This is a genomic window from Pyxidicoccus sp. M15 (assembly GCF_056858435.1).
This window is the reverse complement of sequence record NZ_CM166495.1, coordinates 9035441-9056254: the sequence shown is the minus strand read 5'-3', so window position 1 is coordinate 9056254 and position 20814 is coordinate 9035441. Positions and strand designations below refer to the sequence as shown.

Annotated in this window: 16 protein-coding genes; 9 read left to right on the top strand and 7 right to left on the bottom strand. The window is 70.8% G+C overall.

Annotation, left to right across the window (positions count from 1 at the left end):
- The first annotated feature begins 24 nt into the window (after positions 1-24).
- Positions 25-840 carry a uracil phosphoribosyltransferase gene (locus tag ACX9TP_RS33315; protein WP_482974675.1) on the top strand — a complete coding sequence of 272 codons (816 nt, stop codon included), beginning with the start codon at positions 25-27 and terminating at the stop codon, positions 838-840.
- A gap of 11 nt (positions 841-851) precedes the next feature.
- Positions 852-1385 (top strand): hypoxanthine phosphoribosyltransferase, encoded by a 534-nt coding sequence (hpt, locus tag ACX9TP_RS33310; protein ID WP_482974674.1) that lies wholly within the window; start codon positions 852-854, stop codon positions 1383-1385.
- Between the two features lie 61 nt (positions 1386-1446).
- Here hpt and ACX9TP_RS33305 read toward each other — a convergent pair whose 3' ends face one another.
- Complete coding sequence (locus tag ACX9TP_RS33305; RefSeq protein ID WP_482974673.1) at positions 1447-1749, bottom strand: hypothetical protein; 303 nt, start codon at positions 1747-1749, stop codon at positions 1447-1449.
- 241 nt (positions 1750-1990) lie between these two features.
- Here ACX9TP_RS33305 and aqpZ point away from each other — a divergent pair, with 241 nt between their 5' ends.
- Both aqpZ and ACX9TP_RS33295 read left to right on the top strand, forming a co-directional pair.
- Entirely contained in the window at positions 1991-2818 is an 828-nt protein-coding gene (aqpZ, locus tag ACX9TP_RS33300) for an aquaporin Z (protein WP_482974672.1), read from the top strand.
- 152 nt (positions 2819-2970) lie between these two features.
- A complete protein-coding gene (locus ACX9TP_RS33295; RefSeq protein WP_482974671.1) occupies positions 2971-3603 on the top strand; it encodes a LysE family translocator in 633 nt (210 codons plus the stop codon).
- A 16-nt stretch (positions 3604-3619) separates the two neighbouring features.
- Here ACX9TP_RS33295 and ACX9TP_RS33290 read toward each other — a convergent pair whose 3' ends face one another.
- Positions 3620-4267 (bottom strand): hypothetical protein, encoded by a 648-nt coding sequence (locus tag ACX9TP_RS33290; protein ID WP_482974670.1) that lies wholly within the window; start codon positions 4265-4267, stop codon positions 3620-3622.
- A gap of 82 nt (positions 4268-4349) precedes the next feature.
- On the opposite strand from ACX9TP_RS33290, the gene ACX9TP_RS33285 reads away from it, so the two are divergent.
- A complete protein-coding gene (locus tag ACX9TP_RS33285) occupies positions 4350-5060 on the top strand; it encodes a GNAT family N-acetyltransferase (protein WP_482974669.1) in 711 nt (236 codons plus the stop codon).
- Positions 5061-5140: 80 nt separating this feature from the next.
- Positions 5141-5380 carry a DUF2188 domain-containing protein gene (locus ACX9TP_RS33280; RefSeq protein ID WP_482974668.1) on the top strand — a complete coding sequence of 80 codons (240 nt, stop codon included), beginning with the start codon at positions 5141-5143 and terminating at the stop codon, positions 5378-5380.
- A gap of 29 nt (positions 5381-5409) precedes the next feature.
- Here ACX9TP_RS33280 and ACX9TP_RS33275 read toward each other — a convergent pair whose 3' ends face one another.
- The 5 genes from ACX9TP_RS33275 to ACX9TP_RS33255 form a co-directional block, all read right to left on the bottom strand.
- Positions 5410-6288 (bottom strand): IS630 family transposase, encoded by an 879-nt coding sequence (locus tag ACX9TP_RS33275; protein WP_482974667.1) that lies wholly within the window; start codon positions 6286-6288, stop codon positions 5410-5412.
- Positions 6212-6403: a helix-turn-helix domain-containing protein gene (locus ACX9TP_RS33270; RefSeq protein WP_482982262.1), complete on the bottom strand. Its 192-nt coding sequence runs from the start codon at positions 6401-6403 to the stop codon at positions 6212-6214. Before ACX9TP_RS33270 ends, ACX9TP_RS33275 begins: the two co-directional genes overlap by 77 nt.
- Positions 6404-6830: 427 nt before the next feature.
- Complete coding sequence (locus ACX9TP_RS33265) at positions 6831-7841, bottom strand: ribonucleotide-diphosphate reductase subunit beta (protein ID WP_482974666.1); 1011 nt, start codon at positions 7839-7841, stop codon at positions 6831-6833.
- Positions 7842-7918: 77 nt separating this feature from the next.
- On the bottom strand, positions 7919-10426 hold the full coding sequence (locus ACX9TP_RS33260) for a ribonucleoside-diphosphate reductase subunit alpha (RefSeq protein ID WP_482974665.1): 2508 nt from the start codon (positions 10424-10426) through the stop codon (positions 7919-7921).
- Positions 10427-10871: 445 nt separating this feature from the next.
- The gene (locus tag ACX9TP_RS33255) at positions 10872-11672 is read right to left on the bottom strand and encodes an IF-2 protein (RefSeq protein ID WP_482974664.1); all 801 of its coding nucleotides are present in this window, start codon (positions 11670-11672) and stop codon (positions 10872-10874) included.
- Between the two features lie 104 nt (positions 11673-11776).
- Here ACX9TP_RS33255 and ACX9TP_RS33250 point away from each other — a divergent pair, with 104 nt between their 5' ends.
- Genes ACX9TP_RS33250 through ACX9TP_RS33240 form a run of 3 tightly spaced genes read left to right on the top strand, consistent with a single transcriptional unit; the run spans position 11777 to position 20803 of the window.
- Positions 11777-18034, top strand: a complete 6258-nt coding sequence (locus ACX9TP_RS33250) for a methyltransferase domain-containing protein (protein ID WP_482974663.1) — start codon at positions 11777-11779, stop codon at positions 18032-18034.
- Between the two features lie 24 nt (positions 18035-18058).
- Positions 18059-18910, top strand: coding sequence for a diaminopimelate epimerase (gene dapF, locus ACX9TP_RS33245; RefSeq protein ID WP_482974662.1), 852 nt, complete (start codon positions 18059-18061; stop codon positions 18908-18910).
- Positions 18911-18952: 42 nt separating this feature from the next.
- Positions 18953-20803, top strand: a complete 1851-nt coding sequence (locus ACX9TP_RS33240) for a sensor domain-containing diguanylate cyclase (protein ID WP_482974661.1) — start codon at positions 18953-18955, stop codon at positions 20801-20803.
- Positions 20804-20814 lie beyond the last annotated feature (11 nt).

Below are 20814 nucleotides of genomic sequence, written 5' to 3'. Positions count from 1 at the left end.
GGCAGGGCGACAGGAGCCGACCGGATGCGCGACACCCTGTACGCGAACGTGCCCTTCAAGCTGAACGAGATGACCCACCACTATGGACCGCACGTCCACCTGGTGGGAAATCCGTTCCTCCTCTCGCAGCTGGCGACGCTGTGTTCGAAGGGTGTCATCCAGCCGCAGATCAACCGGCTGGTGGAGCAGCTCTACGCCGACCTGGTGAAGACGGTGGTGAACGCCGAGTTCCCCCGGAAGATGGTGAGCCTGCCCACCCGGATGATTGATTACACCCCGCAGGGCCTCTACCAGGGCGAGGTCATCGACCCGCAGGTGCGCGTGGTGACGGTGAACATCGCCCGCGCGGGCACGCTGCCGTCGCAGGTGACGTATGACTTGATGAACACCACGGTGGACCCGTCGCTGGTGCGGCAGGACCACATCATCATGAGCCGGATGATTGACGCGGCGCAGGCGGTGGTGGGCTCGGAGATTGGCGGCGCGAAGATTGGCGGCGACGTGGACGACGCCTTCGTGCTCTTCCCGGACCCGATGGGGGCGACGGGCGGCAGCCTGTCCACGGCGATTTCGCTCTACAAGTCGAAGGTGCCGGGGCGGCCCCGGCGCATCATCACCCTGAACCTCATCGTCACGCCGGAGTACCTGCGGCGCATGACGACGGAGCACCCGGACGTCATCATCTACGCGCTCCGGTTGGACCGGGGCATGTCCCCGCCGGAGGTGTTCGGCACGGAGCCGGGCGCGCTCTGGGAGCAGGAGCGGGGGCTGGATGAGCGGCAGTACATCGTCCCCGGAGGTGGCGGGTTCGGGGAGATCATGAACAACGCGTACGTGTAGTGGAGGAGCCCTTGGCGTTCTACGAGCAGCAAGTCGGCGTGATGATTTCCGAGGAGAAGTTGCAGGCTCGCGTGCGGGAGCTGGCCGCGGAGATTACGCGCGACTACGCGGGCAAGGACCTGACGCTCATCTGCGTGCTGAAGGGCTCCGTGTTCTTCGCCATGGACCTGGCGAAGCACATCGACCTGCCGGTGAAGCTCGAGTTCCTCGGCGTGTCCAGCTACCAGGGCGGCACGGAGTCGACGGGCGAGGTGCGCATCACCACGGACGTGAGCAAGCCCATGGCGGGCAAGCACCTGCTCATCATCGAGGACATCATCGACACCGGGCTCACCATGCAGTTCCTGCTGGAGAACCTGCGCGCCCGGCACCCGGCGTCCCTGAAGCTGTGCTCGCTCTTGGAGAAGCCGGCGCGGGCCCGGACGAAGGTGGACATCGACTACAAGGGCTTCGTCATCGATGACCACTTCGTCGTGGGCTACGGGCTCGACTACGGCGAGGTGTACCGGAACCTGCCGTTCATCGGCGTGATGAAGGGGAAGTAGGCCCCTTGCCGGCCGGAAGGCGCGCGCCTGGAGGCGACGCGCCTTCATCACTCCGGGCCCACTACAGGGGGCAGTAGGTCTGCGACGTGCCCGGGCAGTAGGTCTCGACGTTGTCGCAGATGACCGAGCAGCTCGTCTGGCCCAGGATGCACAGGGTGTTGCTGCGCCTGCATCCGATGGTGCCGCCGGACGGGCAGGTGATGCGAACGGTGTCACAGCCGGGAAGCCCCGCCTCGTTCCCGGGCTCGGAACGGAGCGCCGCGGCCTCCTGAGGCGGGTTCGCGTCGCTCGGGGACTCCGGGCTGGCGGCGGGGCCACAGGCGGTCAGGGCCAGCAGCGCGAGCAGGCGGACTGCGTTCTTCATGCGAGCACCTCGGGGCAGGGGAGGCGTGCGAGCGTCATTCCAAGGATTCCGAGCGTCAACGGTTTTGTCGGTCGGCGGCGAGGCGAGGGCTCCTCGCGGGCGCCGCCCCTCGGGCATGGAGAGGGGGTTTCTGTTGCCATGTGGTTGCACATGCGCACAGTCCTTGAGGGGACTGCTCGTGCCGTGAGGCACCAGCCGTGGGCAACCGCGGCGCGGGCCCTTCGCGGAAGAGAGGCTGCGCATGCCTGCATCCATGGTGAAGTCCGCTCCGGCGCGCGTCGGTGGCGAAGAGGCGCTCCGGAAGTATGTGGCGGAGCTGATAGGCACTTTCGTGCTGGTGCTGGGAGGTGTGGGCGCGGCCGTGCTGGCGGGAGAGCGCATCGGCTTCCTCGGCGTGTCGCTCGCGTTCGGCCTGTCGCTGCTGGCGATGATCTACACGGTGGGCCCCATCTCCGGCTGCCACGTCAACCCGGCGGTGACGCTGGGGCTCCTGCTCACGGGGAAGATGGAGTCCCGGCACGCGCTCGGCTACGTGGTGGCCCAGTGCGTGGGAGCCATCGCCGCGGCCGGGGTGGTGCTGCTGATTGCCCGGGGGGCCCCGGGGGGCTACGCGGCGTCCGTGGAGGGGCTGGCGTCCAACGGGTTCGGTACCGCGTCGCCCGAGGGGTACGGCATGGGCTCGGCCTTCCTCACCGAGGTGGCGCTCTCCTTCCTGCTGGTGCTGACGGTGCTGGGCGCCACGGATGCGCGCGCGCCCGTGGGCTTCGCGGGGCTGGCGATTGGACTGGTGCTGGCGCTCATCCACCTGGTGGGGATTCCGGTGACGAACACGTCCGTGAATCCGGCGCGCAGCCTGGGGCCGGCGCTGTTCGCGGGTGGGCTGGCGCTGAGCCAGCTGTGGCTGTTCATCGTGGCGCCACTGCTGGGAGGAGCCACCGCCGCGGCCGTGTACCGGACGGTGTTCCGACCGGTGGCACCGATTACGGCCGCCACGGCGGAGCGGGCCACGGAGCGCCAGCGGGCGGAGCGGGTGGCGGGCAACCGGACGGACACCGAGGCTCCAGCTTGAGTCCGCACGTGGGGCCGGCCTGATGCGCGAGCCCCCGCTCGTACGGGCCGGTGCCCTTCACGGGGCGCTCGCACGGGCGTATACGGCGGACGTGGGGCGCGGCCGAGACGTCCCTCACCTCGCTCCGGGTGTCACGGAGTGGAGCCACCGTCATGCTCTTCGACCCGACCCGCCTCGCCGCGTTCATGCTGGCGGGCATCGCGCTCACCCTCACCCCGGGGCCGGACACGATGTACGTGCTGACGCGGAGCCTCGGGCAGGGCCGCTCCGCGGGCGTGGTGTCCGCGATGGGCATCGCCGTCGGCTGCCTGTTCCACATCGCCGCGGCGGCGCTGGGGCTGTCCGCGCTGCTGGCGACGTCCGCCATGGCCTTCACGGTGGTGAAGTGGGTGGGCGCCGTCTACCTGGTGTGGATGGGCGTGCAGATGCTGCGCAGCAAGGCAGGCCCGGAGGCCATGCAGAGGCTGCAGCCCACGAGCCTGTGGCGCATCTTCCGCGACGGCGTCGTCACCAACGTGCTCAACCCGAAGGTGGCCCTGTTCTTCGTCGCCTTCCTGCCGCAGTTCGTGGACCCGTCCCGGGGCTCCACGGGGGCGCAGTTCGTCCTGCTCGGGCTGTTGTTCGACGTGACGGGGACGACGTGGCTCGTCTTCCTCGCCGGTGCTTCGGGCACATTTGGAGCGTGGCTGCGGCGCAACCCGCGCGTGGCCGCGGTTCAGCAGCGCGTCACGGGCGCGGTGTTCGTCGCGCTCGGGACCCGGCTGGCGCTGCAGGGGCGGGACTAGCGGCTCCGGCTTCGCCTCAGAAGACGGTGGTGACGACGAGGTAGGCCACGTAGATGGCCCAGGGCAGGGCGACGAGGACGCTCAGGAGGTTGAGCAGTCCGGCCCAGACGGGGTAGCGCTCGCGCCACGGGAGCAGCAGGAACTGGCCTCCGGCCAGGATGGGCATGGGCAGGAGGTTGATGGCCGCCAGCTTCGCGCTCATCAGCCCCCAGGCGCGGAGCAGATCTCCATCGCGGAGCAGCGCGACGAGGCGCTCGATGCGGCCCGGGAGCGCGGAGAGCTCGAAGGGCAGGGTGAAGCCGTGGACGAACTGGTGGAGGCCCTCGGTGGCGCCCAGGCAGGCCATGGCGATGGTGACCTGGAAGACCCACGGCAGGAGGATGACCGCGCCGTGCATGGGCAGTGAGAGCTGCTGGAGGCGGTTCTTCTTCGGGGCGTCCGGGGGCTCTTCCGTGAAGCCCACCGCGCTGGCGACGGCGAAGGGCCGGAAGGACCAGACGATGCCGCCCATGCGCCCGGTCAGCAGGATGGGGCCGATGCCCAGGTCCACGAGCACGGGCCGCGCGCCCAGGGTGCTCGCCACCGCCGCCTGGGCCAGGGCCCAGAGCACGTTGATGGCGAAGAAGAGCAGCCAGAGCCAGAGGAAGGGAGCGAGGCGGTCCATGTGTTGCCTCTTGTTCTAGCACGGTGGGGACGGTGCTTCCGGGCCGGGCAGGGGAGGGCACAATGGCTCGCACGGAGGTGCCATGGCCACGCGACGGCCGACTTCGACGAGGACGCCGGTCCGAAAGCGCGCGGCGCGCAAGGGCGCGGGCCTGCGGAAGACCCCCCGGAGACCTGCTCCAGCGGATGAGGTCCTTTCGGTTCAGCTCGTCTTCCACGAGGTCGACAAGACGCGCTGGGCCGACTTCGCGCGGCTCTTCGAGAGTCGCGGCGGGCCCAAGGCGTGTTGGTGCATGGCATGGCGCGCGACGCCCGAGGAGGTGAAGCACACGGACGGAGCGAGTCGCAGGTCCGCCATGATGCAGCGCGTGCGCTCGGGAGTGCCCGTGGGGATTCTGGGGTACCTGGACGGTGAGCCCGTGGCGTGGTGTTCGATTGCGCCCCGGGAGACGTACCGCAAGAGCCTGGGCGGGGTGGATGCGCCCGGCGATGCCCCGGGCTCCGTCTGGTCCCTGGCCTGCTTCTTCGTCACGCGCACGTTGAGAGGGCAGGGCGTGACATGGCAGCTCATCGAAGCGGCGATTGCCCATGCGCGGAAGCGGGGCGCGAGCAGCCTCGAGGCGTATCCCGTCGACCCCGAGTCACCCAGCTACCGCTTCATGGGCTTCGTCGAGACGTTCGAAGCGATGGGCTTTCGCGAGGTGGGGACCGCGGGCTCCCGCCGTCACGTGATGCGCTTCGCCGTGGATTCGACAGTCCTCTCGTCCGGCGGCGCAGGTTCGCCTGACGCGTAAATCCCGCTTCACTGAGTGAGCGTTATTTCCTGCAACCACAGCGTCCGCTCACGAAATGCGGACACGCAGGAGGTACTCACATGGCGAAGAACAGCAGCCGCGGTGCTGGCGTGCACACCACCCCGAATCCGGAGGGCGCGGGCTGGGTCAACCAGGTGAAGGGGAAGGTGACGAGCAAGCACCGGCTCAAGGAGCGCGCGGTGGAGGCGGGGCGGGAACTGGCCCAGGAGCGGCGGATGGAGCACACCATCCACAACATCGACGGAAGCATCGGGAAGAAGAACAGCTACGGCAACGACCCGAGCACGTCGAAGGGCTAGTGGAGTGTCCGCGAAGTAATCCAACATAGTCAGCGGCGGTGTCGCTCGAACCAGTCGTGCATCTTGGCCCGAGTCCAAAACCAGGTGAAGGGATGGGCGTAGAGGCGGTTGTACTCGGGCCAGCTTGCATCGAGGTGGGCGATGAAGTCGGAGCGGCGCTTCCAATCGCCGCGCTGCAGGTAGCGCGCGCTGAAGGCCCGCAGCAGCAACTCGGCCTGGTTGAGCCACGAGGCATGAGGTGGCGTTACGAGGACACGCACGTGGTGGTAACTGCGCAGCAACTCGCGTGTGTCCTGGGCGATGTGGCTGGAGCCTCCATCCCAGATGAGGTGGACCCGTCGAGCCTTGCGGTAGGGGTGCAGCAACTGGGGCAGGACTGCGCGCAGGCACGCCCCGTCGTTCTTCTCCAGGCACCAGCCCTGCATGGTGCCCGTGTGCACCACCAGCAAGGCCAGGAAGTTCACCGTCCCATGGCGCACGTACTCGAATTCGCGGCGCTCGATGAGGCCCGGACGCCCGAGGCGGGTAGCACAGCGGCGCTCAAGCACCTGGATGTTGGGCTTCTCGTCCACGCACAGCACCACCTCCTCGCGTTGGGCCAGGGCCTGGGCCCGCTCGTAGCACCAGAGGACCGCCGCCGCCTTCTGGCGGAAATCCTCGTCCAGGGTAGGCGTCTTCCAATACCGGCTCCGGTGAGGCTGCAGCTCCGCATGCTTGAGGATGAGCGCTACCGTGGAGTGCGACAGGGTGGGCGCGATGCCGCGCTCGCGGGCGACGCGCGCCAGCGAGCGGGTACTCCACTGGGTCATGTGCAAGCCCACTCCCGCTGGCTCACAGCAGGCCAGTTGCTCCACTTCTACGAGCTGTAGGGGGGGAGAGCCGCGATGGGCGGCCAGAACGAGGAGCATCCCAGACCACGAAGGCCCCCGCTGCTTCGTAACGTCGGCACAAGCTCCAGATGCTGGTGCGGTCCAGACCGAAGTGCTCGGCCAAGTCCTGCACAACGGTGTCCGGGTCGGCCATGGCCAGCAGAATGCGTGCCCGGCGCGCCACCCGCTGCTCGGTGCGGCCGTCGCGCACTAACTCCTCCAGGAGGGCAGTATCCTCCTGGGAGAGCTGGATGATTCGCGGAGGTCGTCTCCTCATTGAGGAGAACTATTCATCCTCCGCGACTATGTCGACTTACTTCGCGGACACTCCACTAGCTCCCCCCGGCAGGGAAGCCACCCGGATGGGGGACCGGGTGGCCGGCCGGAGTCAGCTGGAGCTTGGAGGGGCAGGTTCCCGGGTGAGGTGATGGACGCGTTGCTCCATGCACCGGAAGTGCTCCTCCTCATCGGGCGTGATGGGCGTGGGCATCCAGGCGAGGAAGCACGGTTGGCAACAAGAAGGCCCGGGCCTCCAGGATGCGGAGGGCCCGGGCCGGAAGATGTGACCTGCGCTCGGGGCGTCAGAACGCCGCGTCGAACACCACGTCCGTCGCCGCGCCCACTCCCACGGCCACCTGGTACGAGGACACGCGGCGCTCGAAGAAGTTGGTGAGCTCCTGCACGTCCTGCAGGTCCATGAAGTGCAGCGGGTTCTTCGTCCGGAACACCGGCGCAATCCCCAGCATCTGCAGCCGCTGGTCCGCCACGTACTCCAGGTAGCCGCGCATCTCCTGCACGGACAGGCCCATCACGCCGCCGCTCAGCAGGTCCTGCGCGAACTGCGTCTCGCACTCCACCGCCTCGCGCATCATCGACACCACGTCGCGCTCCATCTGCGCGTCGAAGAGGTCCGGCTCCTCCTTGCGCGCCGTCTGGATGCACTCGAACGCGAAGCCCATGTGCGCGCTCTCGTCGCGGAACACCCAGTTCGTCCCCGCCGCCAGCCCGTTCAGCAGGCCCTTGCTGCGCAGGAAGTACACGTAGGCGAACGCCGCGAAGAAGAAGAGCCCCTCGATGCAGCCCGCGAAGCAGATGAGGTTGAGCAGGAACTTGCGCCGCTCATCCTTCGTCCGCAGCTCGTCCAGGCCGTGGATGCTGTCCATCCACTTCATGCAGAAGCGCGCCTTGCGCTGGATGGAGGGGATGTTGTCGATGGCCGCGAAGGCCTTCGCCCGCTCCGCCGGGTCCGGCACGTACGTGTCCAGCAGCGTCAGGTAGAACTGGACGTGCAGCGCCTCCTCGTACAGCTGCCGCGACAGGTACATCCGCGCCTCGGGGGCGTTGATGTGCTTGTAGAGGTTCAGCACCAGGTTGTTGCCGACGATGCTGTCCCCCGTCGCGAAGAACGCCACCAGCCGGTGGATGAGGTGACGCTCCGCGTCCGTCATCTTCGAGCGCAGGTCCACCAGGTCCGTGGAGAAGTCCACCTCCTCCACGGTCCAGGTGTTCTTGATGGCGTTCCGGTACATCTCGAAGAACTGCGGGTACGCCATCGGGCGCAGCGTCAGGTTCAGTCCAGGGTTCAGCAGCATTGCTTCGGTGCTCCTTGCGCCGCGCGCGCGGGGTTCTTTCCGGTCCTTCGAAACGTCCGTGCCTCAGCGTCCCAGGCCTACTGGCAGGCCTCGCACGCCTCGGGGTTCTCCAGCGAGCAGGCCACCGCCTCGGCCTCCGTCGCCTTCGCCACCGCCGCCGGGGCAGGGGCCGCCGGCATCGTCGTGCCCGTGCCGGCACCGTTCACCGTGGCCTTCGCAATCCGCGTCGCCGGGCGCGAGCGCAGGTAGTACGTGGTCTTCAGGCCCTTCTGCCACGCGTAGAAGTACATCGACGACAGCTTGCCGATGTTCGGCGTCTCCACGAACAGGTTGAGCGACTGGCTCTGGTCGATGAAGGCCCCGCGGTCCGCGCCCATGTCGAGCAGCGAGCGCATCGGAATCTCCCAGGCCGTCCGGTACACCGCCCTCAGGTTTTCCGGCAGCTCGGTGATGTCCTGCACGCTGCCTTCCGCCATCTTGATGCGGTTGCGGACGTTCTCGTTCCACAGCCCCAGCGACTGCAGGTCTCGCACCAGGTAGCGGTTCACCTGGAGGAAGTCACCCGACAGCGTCTCGCGCTTGAACAGGTTGGACACCTGCGGCTCGATGCACTCGTAGCAGCCGACGATGGAGGCAATCGTCGCGGTGGGCGCAATCGCAATCATCAGCGAGTTGCGCAGGCCGTGCTTCATGATGCGCTGGCGCAGCGCGTCCCAGCGGGCCGTGTCCTCGGGCACCACGCCCCAGCTGTCGAACTGGAGCTCGCCCTTCGCCGCCCGCGTCTCCGGGAAGGAGGGGTGCGCGCCGAGCTGCTCGGCCAGGTCGCACGAGGTGGTCAGCGCCGCGAAGTAGATCTCCTCCGAAATCTTCTTCGACAGCGCCCGCGCCTCGGGAGCGTCGAAGGGCAGCCGGAGCTGGAAGAACACGTCCTGCAGGCCCATCAGCCCCAGGCCCACCGGGCGCCAGCGGCGGTTGGAGTCCGCCGCCGCGGGGATGGGGTAGTAGTTGAGGTCGATGACCCGGTCCAACTGCTTCAGCGCGAGCTGGGCGTTGGCGCGCAGGCGCTCGAAGTCGAACTTCCCGTCCACCACCATGCGGCCCAGGTTCAGCGAGCCCAGGTTGCACACCGCCGTCTCACCCTGGCTCGTCACCTCCAGGATTTCGGTGCACAGGTTGGACAGGTGGATGACGTTGCCCTCCTTGCCCGTCTGGTTGCTCTTGCGGTTGCTGATGTCCTTGAAGGTCATCCATCCGTTACCCGTCTGCGCCAGCACCTTCATCATGCGGGCGTACAGGTCACGCGCCTTCACCTTGCGCATGGCCAGGCCCTGGGCCTCGGCCTCGGCGTAGGCCTTCTCGAAGGCGTCGCCGTACAGGTCCGTCAGGTGCGGGACGACCTTCGGGTCGAACAGGCTCCAGTCGGCGTCCGCCTCCACGCGCTTCATGAAGAGGTCCGACACCCAGTTGGCCAGATTGAGGTTGTGCGTGCGGCGCGCGTCGTCGCCGGTGTTCTCACGCAGCTCGAGGAAGTCCTCGATGTCCGCGTGCCACGTCTCCAGGTACACGCAGCAGGCGCCCTTGCGCTTGCCGCCCTGATTCACCGCGGCCACCGAGGCGTCCAGCGTCTTCAGCCAGGGGACGATGCCGTTGGAGTGGCCATTGGTGGAGCGGATGAGCGAGCCACGCGCGCGCACCCGGTGGTACGCCACGCCGATGCCGCCGGAGAACTTCGACAGCATCGCGATGTCCGAGTACTTCTTGTAGATGGCGTCCAGCTCGTCCGCGGGCGAGTCCAGCAGGAAGCAGCTGGACAGCTGCTCGTGGCGCGTGCCCGAGTTGAACAGGGTGGGCGAGCTGGGCATGTACTCCAGCGAGCTGAACAGCCGGTACAGCTCGATGGCGTCACGCGCGTTGTCGCCGCTGAGCGCGCAGGCCACGCGGAGGAAGAACTCCTGCGGCGTCTCCAGCACCTCGCGCGTCTGCGGGTTCTTCAGGAGGTACCGGTCATAGACGGTGCGCAGGCCGAAGTACTCGAACAGGTCGTTGCGCGACGGGTCGATGGCGGCGTTGAGCTTGCGCGCGTTGGCCTGGACGAACTGGAGCAGCCGGTCCGCGATGAGGCCGTGCTTGTGGCCCGCGGCGATGGACTGGCTGAAGGAGTGGATCTCCTGGTTGCTGACCTCCTTCTGGATGAAGGCGGACAGCAGGCGCGCGGAGAGGCGGCCGTACTCGGGCTCCTCGGCGATGAGGGCCGCGGCCGTCTGGATGGACAGGCCGTCCAGCTCGCGCGTGGTGGCGCCGTCATAGAGGCCGGAGATGGTCTTCGTGGCCACCCGCATCACGTCCACGCGGGGCAGGCCCATGCAGCAGCGGCCCACGGCGCGGACAATCTTGTTGAGGTCCACCGGCTCCGCGGTGCCGTTGCGCTTCTTCACGCGCATCGTGGTGGAACCGAACTCGGCCGGTGGGGCCTCCGTGGGCGCTGGCGCTGGCGCGGCACTCACGGACGGCACCGGGTGTCCGTTGGTGGCGGGCGGGACGGCCAGGCTGGCGGCAGAGGGCTTCACGGGCGTTTCGAAGTTCACGAGCGGCTCACTCCGGACAAAGGCATGGCCTTGGACAGACACGGGTGTCTGTCCCGGGGGGACGGCTCCCCAGGTCACGCTACTTGAAAAATGTTCAGGTGGGACCCGTCCTGGAGAGGGCGGGTCTAGGGTCTGAAGACGACCGGGTGTCGGCGGTGTTTTATGAGGCAGTTGCCAGCTGTGCGCAAGAAACCCACAACCCCTCCTCAGCCCCACGCCACGGCGGCGTTCTCCGGTGGGGCACCGTCGACCGGGCACAAGCTATGGGGGGGTATCCAGCCTGTCAACGCGAGATCTAGTGTTTGCCTGGGCCCGATCATTGCAATCTATGATCGATCTCCAACACGTTTGGTCACGTTCTCCTGACGACACTCCGTGATGTGCCCAGGGACGCCGTGTATGGGGTCCCTGGAATCCAACCTGAGCGGCAGGAAAGCGTCCCGATTTACGGAGATTCGCCCGCGTCCGGAGCCGCCAGGACCGGCGCCTCGGAGGGCGTCGTTCCGGTGGTGGGTTCAGGTGGGGAAACCGGCGTCTCCGGGGCGGGCTTGGGCGCGGGCTCGGGGGCGGCCTGGGGGCCGCTGAGGGTGTGCACGGCGCGGCGGAGGGCCTCCTCCAGCTCGCGGGCGGGCGGGGTGACGGCGCTGAGCATCTGGTTGGCGCTGCGGGCGTGGCGGCTCTGGCTCTCCGCGGCCATCTTGAGCTGGCTGAGGGCGTCGCTGACGAGCCTGCGGGCGTCCTCCAGCTTCTGGCGGGCCTGGTAGTAGGCGACGTCCGTCATGAGCTTCTGGAGCGTCAGGCGCTGCTCCTCGGTGACGCCGGAGAGCTTCTCCGCGCGGCGCAGGTAGTAGAGGCCCTGGTCCACGCGGGCGGGCTCGTCCGAGGCGATGCGCGGGCGGGCCAGCGCCTCCAACAGGGGGAAGAGGGCGCGGTCCAGCTCGTCGCGCTCGGTGAAGCTGCGCTGGGCGAGCGCGGTGACGTCCTGGCCCTCCACCGGGATGGGGGCGTAGGCGTCCGCCAGGCGCGGGTCCCCGGGGCGGTAGGGGACGGAGCCCATGGGGGCGTTGCGGCCCTTCATCACCGCGAGCTGCCCGTCCATGAGGGCCAGGGTGAAGGTGCGCGCGTTGAGCTGGGAGAGGAGGAAGACGACCAGGCCCCCCAGGCCGAGGATGAGGGTGAAGACGATGAGCCGCGTGAAGGTGCGCTTTGCCCGGTAGCCGAATCCCTGCTGTCCCGCTGAGTTCATGTCGCCTGCTCTCCTGTCGTCCAGGCGCGAGGCCGATTTCTGGCCCTGGCGCTTAACTTGGGGCTCGGTCGCCCACGGCTATACTCCTACTCCCGAACACACCCATGCATCACACATTCCGCCGCATGGGGCCCAGTGAACTGCTGCCCCGGTACATCTTCGCGGAGAGCCTCTTCGCCCGTCGCCGGGTGCTGGAAGTCGACGCCGTGGCCTCCACGGGCGGCGAGAGCGCGCGCTTCCTCGTCGAACGCGGCGCGCGCGCCGTGATTGCGTGCGACGCGGACGTGACGGCGGTGGAGGCGGCGCAGAAGGCCCATGGCGGCCCCGCGCTGCGCTTCCGCGCCAACGTCTACGACGACTTCGAGGCGGGCAGCTTCGACGTGGTGCTGGTCGCCGACCTGGCGCCCTACGTGAAGGCGCCGGAGCTGCTGGCGGAGCTGGCGCGGCTGGTGACAAAGCAGGGCTTCCTCGTGGGCGGCCTGCGCAACGTGGCGGGCCTGGCGCTGCCGCAGTTGCTGGAGCCGGAGGAGGGCGTGCCGCCCACGTACGGGCTCCTGCTGGACGCGCTCTCCGTCCACTTCCCGCACGTGGAGGTGGCCACGCAGTCACCGGTGCTGGGCTACCAGCTCGCCTTCGAGCGCGGCGAGGGGCTCCAGGTGGACGGCACCCTCGTCAACGGCAGCGAGGCGGCCTACTTCCTGGTGGTGGCGGGGCAGGAGCCGGCGCGCGTGGTGGACCCCACGTGGGTGCAGCTGCCGCCGGAGCCGCTGGCCTTCACCCGCGGGAAGCTGGACGAGGTGGTGGCGCGCGCGAAGTCCTGGGAGGACCGCAGCGCGCGGCTGAAGGAGTCGCTGACGAAGCTGCGCGCGGAGCTGACGGACCGCGAGGCGGAGGCCGCGTCGCTGCGGCCGGCGCTGGAGGTGGCTCGCGACGAGGTGGCGCGGCTCACCGCGCAGCTGGAGCTGGCGCGCGGCACCCAGGAGTCGCAGCGCGAGCGGGATGATTTGTCCGGGAAGCTGCGCCGCCGCGAGCTGGAGCTCCAGGTGGCGACGGAGCGGATGGCGGACGCGGACCGCCGGCTCGCCGCGCAGCGGCTGGAGGTGGAGGCCGCGCAGCGCGCCCAGGCGGACGCGGGCGTGCAGGTGCTGGCCGCGCAGGAGTCGCTGCGGCTGGAGCGGGCCCGGCGCGAGGAGACGATTGCCTCGCTGGAGGAGGCCCGGGAGCGGCTGACGCAGGCGTACTCGCAGGTGCGCGAGCTCCAGGACGAGCTGTCCACGCTGCGCATCGACCGCGAGAAGGACCGGCTGGCGGCGGAGCGCGCCGTGGAGCAGTCCGAGGACCGGCGCAGGGCGGCGGAGGCCGCGCGCGAGCGGGAGCTTCGCATCGCGGAGCAGTACTCGGCGGCGCTGGCGGCCGTGGAGCACCTGAAGGCCGAGGCCGCGCGGGCGGAGGAGCTGTCGCGCGACTCGGGCACGGCGGTGGCGGTGAAGGAGGCCGAGCTGGCGCGCGTGGCGCGTGAGCTGGCCGACGCGAGGCAGCGGACCGCTTCGGCCGAAGGGGCGCGCAAGGACGCGGAGGCGCGGCTGGAGACGCTCCAGGCCGAGGCTCGCGGGGTGGAGACGGAGCTGACCGCGTCGCGCGAGGCGGAGGCCCGGCTTCGCGGCGAGGTGGAGGCGCTCACTCGCGGTGAGGCGGCGTCCCGCGCCATGGCGGCGCGGCTGGAAGAGTCGCTCCACGAGGCGACGGCCCGGCTGGAGGCGCTGGAGGCGGAGCGCTCGCGGACGGAGGCGCGGCTCGCGCAGGCGCTGGAGACCGAGCGCGCGGAGCTGCGGGAGCGGCTGGAGTCGCTGGAGCAGGCGCTGGAAGGCGCGCGCGGCCGGGGAGAGGCGTTGTCCGGCAAGCTCCGCGAGGAAGCGGCGGCCCGGGCGGACAGCGAGGCCCGGCGGCTGGAGCTGGAGGCGGAGCGCGAGGCGCTGGTGCGGCGCGTGGTGGAGCTGGAGGCGGAGTCCTCCGCGCGCGCCCGGACGCAGCGGGAGGAGTTCGAGGCGGCCCTCCAGACCGCGCGGACGGAGCTGGAGTCGGCGCACGAGGAGCGACACGCCTCGGAGGCGCGGGCGGCGCAGGTGCTCGGCGAGCTGGACGCGGAGCGACAGGCGCGGGCCTCCTTGGAGGAGGCGCTGCGGCTGGCCCGTGAGGGGCTGGAGGACGCGGCGCGCCGACTGGCCGAGGCCGAGTCCACGCTGGCGCAGACACGGGAGACGCTCGACGCGGAGGTGCGGCGGCGCAGCGAGCTGGAGGCGGGGCTGGCCGAGGTCCGGGCCACGCTGGAGTCCGAGCGCGAGGGGCGGGCCCAGTCCGGCTCCGCGCTGGAGGCGCTGCGCGCGAAGCTGGAGGCGGAGCGCGAGCTGCGGGGTGGGGCGGAGACGGCGCTGGCGGAGGCCCGCGAAGGATTGGAGGAGGCGCGCCAGGCGCTCGCCCAGGCACGGGACGCGCTGTCGGCGGAGCAGGAGCGGCGCGCCCGGTGGGAGGCGGCGCTCGCGGACGCGCAGGCCCAGCTCCAGGACGAGGCGCAGGGGCGTGCTCGGGCGGAGGCGGCGCTCGCGGAGTCGCAGGCCCGGCTCCAGGATGAAGCGCGGCGCAGTGGGGCCGCGGAGACGGCGCTGGCGGAGACGCAGGCCCGTCTCGAGCTGGAGACCCGGCAGCGCACCCAGGCCGAGGCGGACGCGGCGGGGGCACGGGCGCGGCTCACGCAGGACGCCGAGGAGGTGCAGGCCCAGCTCCGGCTGGAGGCGGAGCAGCGCGCCCTGGTCACTTCGGAAGCACAGGCCCGGCTCCAGGAGGAGGCGCGTCAGCGGGCATTGGCGGAGGCTGCGGCGGCGGAGTCGCAGGCCCGGCTCCAGGAGGAAGCACGTCAGCGCGCCCTGGCGGAGGCTGCCGCTGCGGAGTCGCAGGCCCGGCTTCAGGAAGAGGCGGGTCAACGCGCCCTGGCGGAGGCTGCGGCGGCGGAGTCGCAGGCCCGGCTCCAGGATGAAGAGGCGAAGCACGCTCGGACGACGGCGGCGCTGGCCGAGGTTGAGGCTGGACTCGCGGCCGAGGCGCAGCAGCGCTCCCGGCTGGAGCTGGCGCTTCAGGAGGAGGCGCAGCAGCGGGCTCGGGCGGAGGCGTCGCTGGCGGAGGTCCGCGAGGAGCTGGCCTCTTCGAACGAGGCGCACGAGCGGCTGGTGGCCCGCACCCAGGCGACCCTGACGGAGGCCCGGGATGCCCTGGCCTCCGAGCGCGAGCAGCGTGAGCGACTGGCGGCCGAACTCACCGGGATGCGCGAGCGCGCCTTCGGTGCCGACGAGGTCGTCACCCGGCTCCAGGCCGAGGCGCAGTCGGAACGCGAGGGCCGTGTCCGCGCCCAGGCGGCCCGCGCGGAAGTGCAGGAGGCGCTCGACGTCGAGCGCGAGGAGCGGGCTCGGCTCGATGCGGCGCTGGCTTCGGCTCGCGCGGACCTCCAGGGAGAGCGCGAGGCCCGGAGCGGGCTCGACGGCGCCCTCACCCTGGCCCGGACCCAGCTGGATGCCGAGCGTGACGAGCGCACCCGGCTCGACGCGGCCATCATCTCCGTTCGCGCCGAGCTCGAGGCCGAGCGGCAGGGCCGGAGCGAGGGCGAAGCAGGCCTGGCGCAGCTTCGTGCGCGCCTGGAGGCCGAGCAGCTCGCCCGGGTGGACGCGGAGGCCGCGCTGGCCCGCATCCAGGCGGCGCTGTCCGCCGAGCAGGACGCACGTACAGAGGCAGGCAGCGCGCTGGCACAGTCGCAGTCCGTGCTGGAGTCGCTGCGCACGGACTTCGCCGCCCGCGAGCAGGCACGGCAGGAGCGATTGGAGGCCGCCGAGCGCGTCATGGCCGAGCAGCAGCGCGTCCTCGAAGAGGAACGCGCGGCCGCGAAGGCGCGGGAGCAGGAGTTCGAGGCGGCGGTGGCGAGGCTGGAGGCCCGGCTCTCGGAGACCCAGGCCACCCGGGAAGCGGAGGCCTCTCGCAGCGCGACGCTGGAGCAGTCCCTTGCCGAGGCCGAAGCCGCTCGACGCGTCACGGAAGCCCAGCTGTCCGAGCGCGAGTGGTCGCTCCAGGAGCTCCAGGCGCAGGTGGCCCGGCTGCGCGAGCAGGTCGGGGAGGGCGAGAGCGAGGCCCGTCGTCTCAGCGAGGCGGCCACGGCGCACGAGCAGGCGCTGGCCGAGGCTCGCGAGGCGCTGACCCGTCAGGAAGAGATATCGCGCAAGAAGCTGGACGCGCTGGATGCGGAGGTCGAAGAGGCGCTCATCCGCGCGGAGCGGCAGCAGCGGCAGCTCGAGTCCCTGGGGGCGGAGCGCGCCCGCGAGCAGGAGGAGGCCCGAGCCGCCCTGGAGGCGGCACAGCAGGAGGTGGTGGCCCTGCGCGCGGAGCTGGGGCACGTGGTCGCGGCGCGGCAGGAAATCATGCGCCTGGGCTCGGAGCTCCAGCGCGCCATGGCGGCCCTGCACGAGCGGGGCATGCACATCGCCCGGCTCGACGCGGAGCTGGTGGACGCGCAGGACCGCCTCGCCGCCCAGCGGGAGAACGCCGAGTTGCTCATGGTGCAGCTCGAGACGGCGCGCCGCTTCGCGGGCAAGGCCACCGCGATGGAGACCTCACTGGAGGCCGAGCGCGCCGCCCTGGACGCGCTGAAAGAGGTGGCCCGGACCGAGCAGGCGCGGGCCGCCGCGCTGGAGGCACGGCTCGCGGAGGCCCACGAAGGCGCGAGCGCCGCTCGGGCGGAGCTGGAGGCACGGCTCGCGGAGGCCCACGAAGGCGCGAGCGCCGCTCGGGCGGAGCTGGAGGCACGGCTCGAGGACGTCACCGCGCGGCGTGCCGCGCTGGACTCCCAGCTGGCGGAGGCCACCGCGACGGTCGAGGCACAGCGCGCCGAGCTGGAGACGCGGCAGGCCGACATCACCCGGTTCGAGGCGCGGCAGGCCGAGCTGGAAGCGCGGCTGGCGGACCTCACGTCCGGCGCCGAGGCCCAGCGCACCGAGCTGGACGCGCTCTCCACGCGGCATCAGGCCGAACGTGCCGAGCTGGAAGCCCGGCTCACGGAGACCACCGCGCGCTTCGAGGCCCAGCGTACCGAGCTGGAGTCGCGGCTCGCGGAGGCCACCGCGCATCATGAGGCCCAGCGTACGGACCTGGAAACACGGCTCGCGGAGGCCACGGCCCAGGCCGAGGCCTGGCGCACCGAAGTAGAGACCCGCCTCACGGAGACCACCACCCAGCGCTCCGAGCTGGAAGCCCGCCTCACGGAGACCACCGCGCGCTTCGAGACCGAGCGTTCCGAGCTTCAATCGCAGCTCACGGACCTCTCCGAGCGCGCCGGGGCCGACAGGCGCGAGCTGGAGTCGCGGCTCGCGGACGCCACCGCACGCGCCGAAGCGGACCGTGCCGCGCTGGAGCAGCAGCTCGCCGACGTCACCGCGCGCTTCGACGCCGAAAGGGCCACCCTGGACGCCCGGCGCGCCGAGCTGGAGGCCGCCGCCTCCGAGAGCACCACCGCCCTCCAGTCCCTCCAGGAGCGCCTGGGCCGCGCCGAGTCCGAGCGCACCGCCCTGGCCTCCGAGCGCGAGCGCCTCCAATCGGACCTCACCGTCGCCCGCGCCGCCCGCGTCCGCCTGGAAGGCCGCATCACCGCCATCGAGACGACGTCCACCGACGCCGTCCGCATCCTCGACGCCGAGCGCGCCGAGCGCGAGCGCCTCGCCCAGGCCCTGGAAGAAACCCGCCAGCAGCTCCAGAAGCGCGACGGCAGCTCCGCCGACAGGCTCAAGACCCTGCTCACGGAAGTCACCGCCCTCAAGGAGCAGGTCACGGCCCTGGGCACGGAGAAGCAGTCCCTCCTGGAGGACCGCGCCGAGCGCGGCCGCCTCGAAACGCGCGTGCGCGAGCAGCAGGACCGGCTGGCCGCGCTGGAGGCCGAGCGCAAGGACCTGCTCGCATCCGTGGAGGAGCTCAAGGCCTCCTCCCAGCCCGAGGCCGTGCTCGAGATGGCCGCGGAGATGGAACAGCTCCAGACCCACGTGGAGGAGCTCCAGCAGAAGCTCGCCGCCCAGGAGACGGAGCTGGGCGCGCTGCGGCGGCAGTCCGCCCGGGCCGGCGCCAACCCCGTCCAGGAAATCTACGAGCGCGCCAACGCCGAGCTGAACGCCGTGAAGAACGAGCTGTCCCGCCGCGCCACCACTCCTCCCGCGGCACCCGGGGGCACGGCCGGCCGCCTGCCCACCATTCCCCAGGCGAAGCCGGGCCGCACCGCCATGCCCGCCCTCGACCTGCCGCCCCCCACCACTTCGAAGAAGCCAGACGAGCGCGAGTGACGACTCGCCGCTAGGATTGCGCACGTGGACGCTCGCGAGCGCATCTTCAAGTATCAGGGCCTGGGCAACGACTTCGTCATCCTGGACCGCCGTCGCACCGGCGTGGACATCGATGCCGCCACGTCACGGTGGATGTGTGACCGGCGCCTGGGCATCGGCGCGGACGGGGTGCTCTCCATCCTCCCCTCGAAGCACGCCGTGGCCCGCATGGTGGTGCACAACGCCGACGGCAGCATCGCGGAGATGTGCGGCAACGGCCTGCGCTGCGCGGTGAAGTACCTGGTGGACCACACCGACGACAACCCCGGCCGCATCGACGTCGAGACGGGCGCGGGCGTGCTCTCCTGCATCCCCGGCTACGGCGACGGCGGCGTCATCGGCGTGGACATCTCCATGGGCCCCGCGCGCCTCGTCGCGCCCAACCTGCCCTCGGGCGCCACCGGCAAGCCCTTCCTCGACCTGCCCCTGCCGGGCCACCCGGACCTGCGCGGCTCCGCGGTGAGCATGGGCAACCCGCACCTCGTCCTCCTGGACCAGCCCCTCGAGGACGCCCCCCGCCTGGGGCCCACCCTCGAAGTGCACCCGTCCTTCCCCGACCGCACCAACGTGGAGTTCGTGCGCGTGGAATCGGATGGCCTCACGGTAGTCGTCTGGGAGCGGGGCTGCGGGCTGACGCAGGCGTGCGGCACCGGGGCCTGCGCGTCGGCGGTGGCGGCCGTGCTGGCGAAGCGGCTGCCCCCGGACGCCTGGCTGCGCGTCACGCTGCCGGGCGGAGACCTGCGCATCCGCGTGCCCGCCGACCTGTCCGACATCCGCCTCCGTGGCCCCGTGGCCTTCGTGTTCGAGGGCGTTGTCGCGCTTCCGTCCCCCCGGTAACCTCAAGCGTTCCTCTCCCTCACCCCCAGGTCAGAACGCGCCGTGGCCGGACCCATCCTCGTCGTCGATGACGACCTGTTCTTCCGACAAGTCGCCAGCGACATGCTCACCCGCAACGGGCACCGCGTGGTGGCCGTGGAGAACGCAACGCTCGCGCTCGAGGAGGCGTCCCGCACGCCCTTCGACCTCGTCATCACCGACGTGGTGATGCCCGGCGTGGACGGCTTCTCGCTCACCGCGCGCCTGCGCGAGAGCTACCCGGAGCAGGAGGTCATCCTCGTCAGCCACCGCACGGACGTGCGCGGCTCGGAGATGGCGCTGCGCTCCGGCGCCGCGGACTGCCTGACGAAGCCGGTGGAGGAGACCGACATGCTGCTGGCGGTGGACCGCGCCTTGGAGCGCGCCTCCCTCCGCCGCGAGCGCGCGCAATTGCGCGACGAGAACCTCGAGTTCGCCCGCTTCCACAACCTGCACCAGCGCTGCCTGGAGCTGCTGTCCCATCCCGACCTGGAGTGGCTGCAGGAGCGCATCATCGCGGAGCTGGGCGCCGTCTGTGACGCGCAGAGCGCCGCGCTGTGGGTGATGGACGACCGGGGCGACCTGGTGCTGCGCGCGTACCGGGGGCTGCTCGACAAGCAGTTCCTCGCGGAGAAGATGAACCCGGAAGGGCCGCTGGCCGGACGGCTGCGCGAGGCCCAGCCGTGGTTCGCCCGCGACGAGCGCTCCGCGGTGATGTACGTGCCGCTGCTGGCCTCCGGGGAAATCGTCGGCCTGGCTCAGCTGTCGGACCCGCTCGCCGGGGACTTCCGCCCCGAGCACTCGCGCGATGCCAAGGTGCTCGCGGACTTCGCGGCGGTAGGCGTGAAGAACGGCCGGCGGATGCTCGCGCTCCAGCGGCTGGGCCTGCGAGACCGCGAGACGGCGGCGTACAACCTCAGCTACTTCACCGACTACGCGTCCAAGGAAATCTACAAGGCGCGCCGCTACGGGCGGACCTTCTCGCTGCTGACCTTCTCCATCGACAACCTGCCGCTGGTGCGCGTGCGCCAGGGGGCGGCGGACGCGAAGAAGGCGGTGCGCGGCATCATCCGGGCGCTGAGCAAGATCATCCGCGACTCGGACGTCATCGCGAAGGCGAGCGACCAGGAGTTCTACCTCCTGCTGCCGGAGACGGACTTCTTCGGCGCGCTGATGTTCGTGCGCCGCGCGGTGGCCGCGGTGCGCGACGAGCCCGAGGTGCAGGACGTGGAGCAGCGCCTGCCGCTGGCCCTCGTCGGCGGGGCGAGCACCTTCCCCAAGGACGGGGAGGACTTCGACGAGCTGGTCCACCGCTGCCGCCGCCGCATGGACGAGCGGCGCGCGTCCCTGCAGCGCCGGCTGATGCTGGACGGGCTGCCCTTCTGGGACGAGGTGGACCTGCTGCTGGGCACGCCGACGAGCCCCCGGCTGCCGGTGGACGAGCGCTCCGAGCCGAGCCGCCGCGGCAAGGTCTCCGACGTGCTCTTCGACGAGCTGCAGGCGGAGATTGCCCGCGAGCTGATGAGAGACCCGGGCTCGCGCGGCATCCTCTACGTCGGCGGGCCGGAGATTCGCACGGACCTCCCCATCGCCTCGGGGCTGGAGTCGGCGCCGCCGGACATGGCGTCGCGCATCTACCTGCTGGGCCGTCGCGTGGACCTGGAGTCACACCCCGCGCTGACGCCCGTCTTCCTGGAGGGGGATGACCGGGTGACGCGGCACGAGTTCATCCTCTGGCTCTCGGAGAACGCCGCGTACGCGCTCATCCAGCGGCGCGGGCTCGGGGCCACCTGGGGCTTCCATACCTCGGACACCGCGGTGGTGGACGGGCTCATCTCCAAGCTGCAGGCCGAGTACGACCTGCAGCCCTACTGAGACGAAGGGCA

What these genes read in the sequence shown, in the direction of transcription:
- ACX9TP_RS33315 (WP_482974675.1), top strand. Translation starts at nt 25, where the DNA reads ATGCGCGACACCCTGTACGCGAACGTGCCCTTCAAGCTGAACGAGATG.
- ACX9TP_RS33305 (WP_482974673.1), bottom strand. Translation starts at nt 1,749, where the DNA reads ATGAAGAACGCAGTCCGCCTGCTCGCGCTGCTGGCCCTGACCGCCTGT.
- aqpZ (WP_482974672.1), top strand. Translation starts at nt 1,991, where the DNA reads ATGCCTGCATCCATGGTGAAGTCCGCTCCGGCGCGCGTCGGTGGCGAA.
- ACX9TP_RS33295 (WP_482974671.1), top strand. Translation starts at nt 2,971, where the DNA reads ATGCTCTTCGACCCGACCCGCCTCGCCGCGTTCATGCTGGCGGGCATC.
- ACX9TP_RS33290 (WP_482974670.1), bottom strand. Translation starts at nt 4,267, where the DNA reads ATGGACCGCCTCGCTCCCTTCCTCTGGCTCTGGCTGCTCTTCTTCGCC.
- ACX9TP_RS33285 (WP_482974669.1), top strand. Translation starts at nt 4,350, where the DNA reads ATGGCCACGCGACGGCCGACTTCGACGAGGACGCCGGTCCGAAAGCGC.
- ACX9TP_RS33280 (WP_482974668.1), top strand. Translation starts at nt 5,141, where the DNA reads ATGGCGAAGAACAGCAGCCGCGGTGCTGGCGTGCACACCACCCCGAAT.
- ACX9TP_RS33275 (WP_482974667.1), bottom strand. Translation starts at nt 6,288, where the DNA reads ATGCTCCTCGTTCTGGCCGCCCATCGCGGCTCTCCCCCCCTACAGCTC.
- ACX9TP_RS33270 (WP_482982262.1), bottom strand. Translation starts at nt 6,403, where the DNA reads ATGGCCGACCCGGACACCGTTGTGCAGGACTTGGCCGAGCACTTCGGT.
- ACX9TP_RS33265 (WP_482974666.1), bottom strand. Translation starts at nt 7,841, where the DNA reads ATGCTGCTGAACCCTGGACTGAACCTGACGCTGCGCCCGATGGCGTAC.
- ACX9TP_RS33255 (WP_482974664.1), bottom strand. Translation starts at nt 11,672, where the DNA reads ATGAACTCAGCGGGACAGCAGGGATTCGGCTACCGGGCAAAGCGCACC.
- ACX9TP_RS33250 (WP_482974663.1), top strand. Translation starts at nt 11,777, where the DNA reads ATGCATCACACATTCCGCCGCATGGGGCCCAGTGAACTGCTGCCCCGG.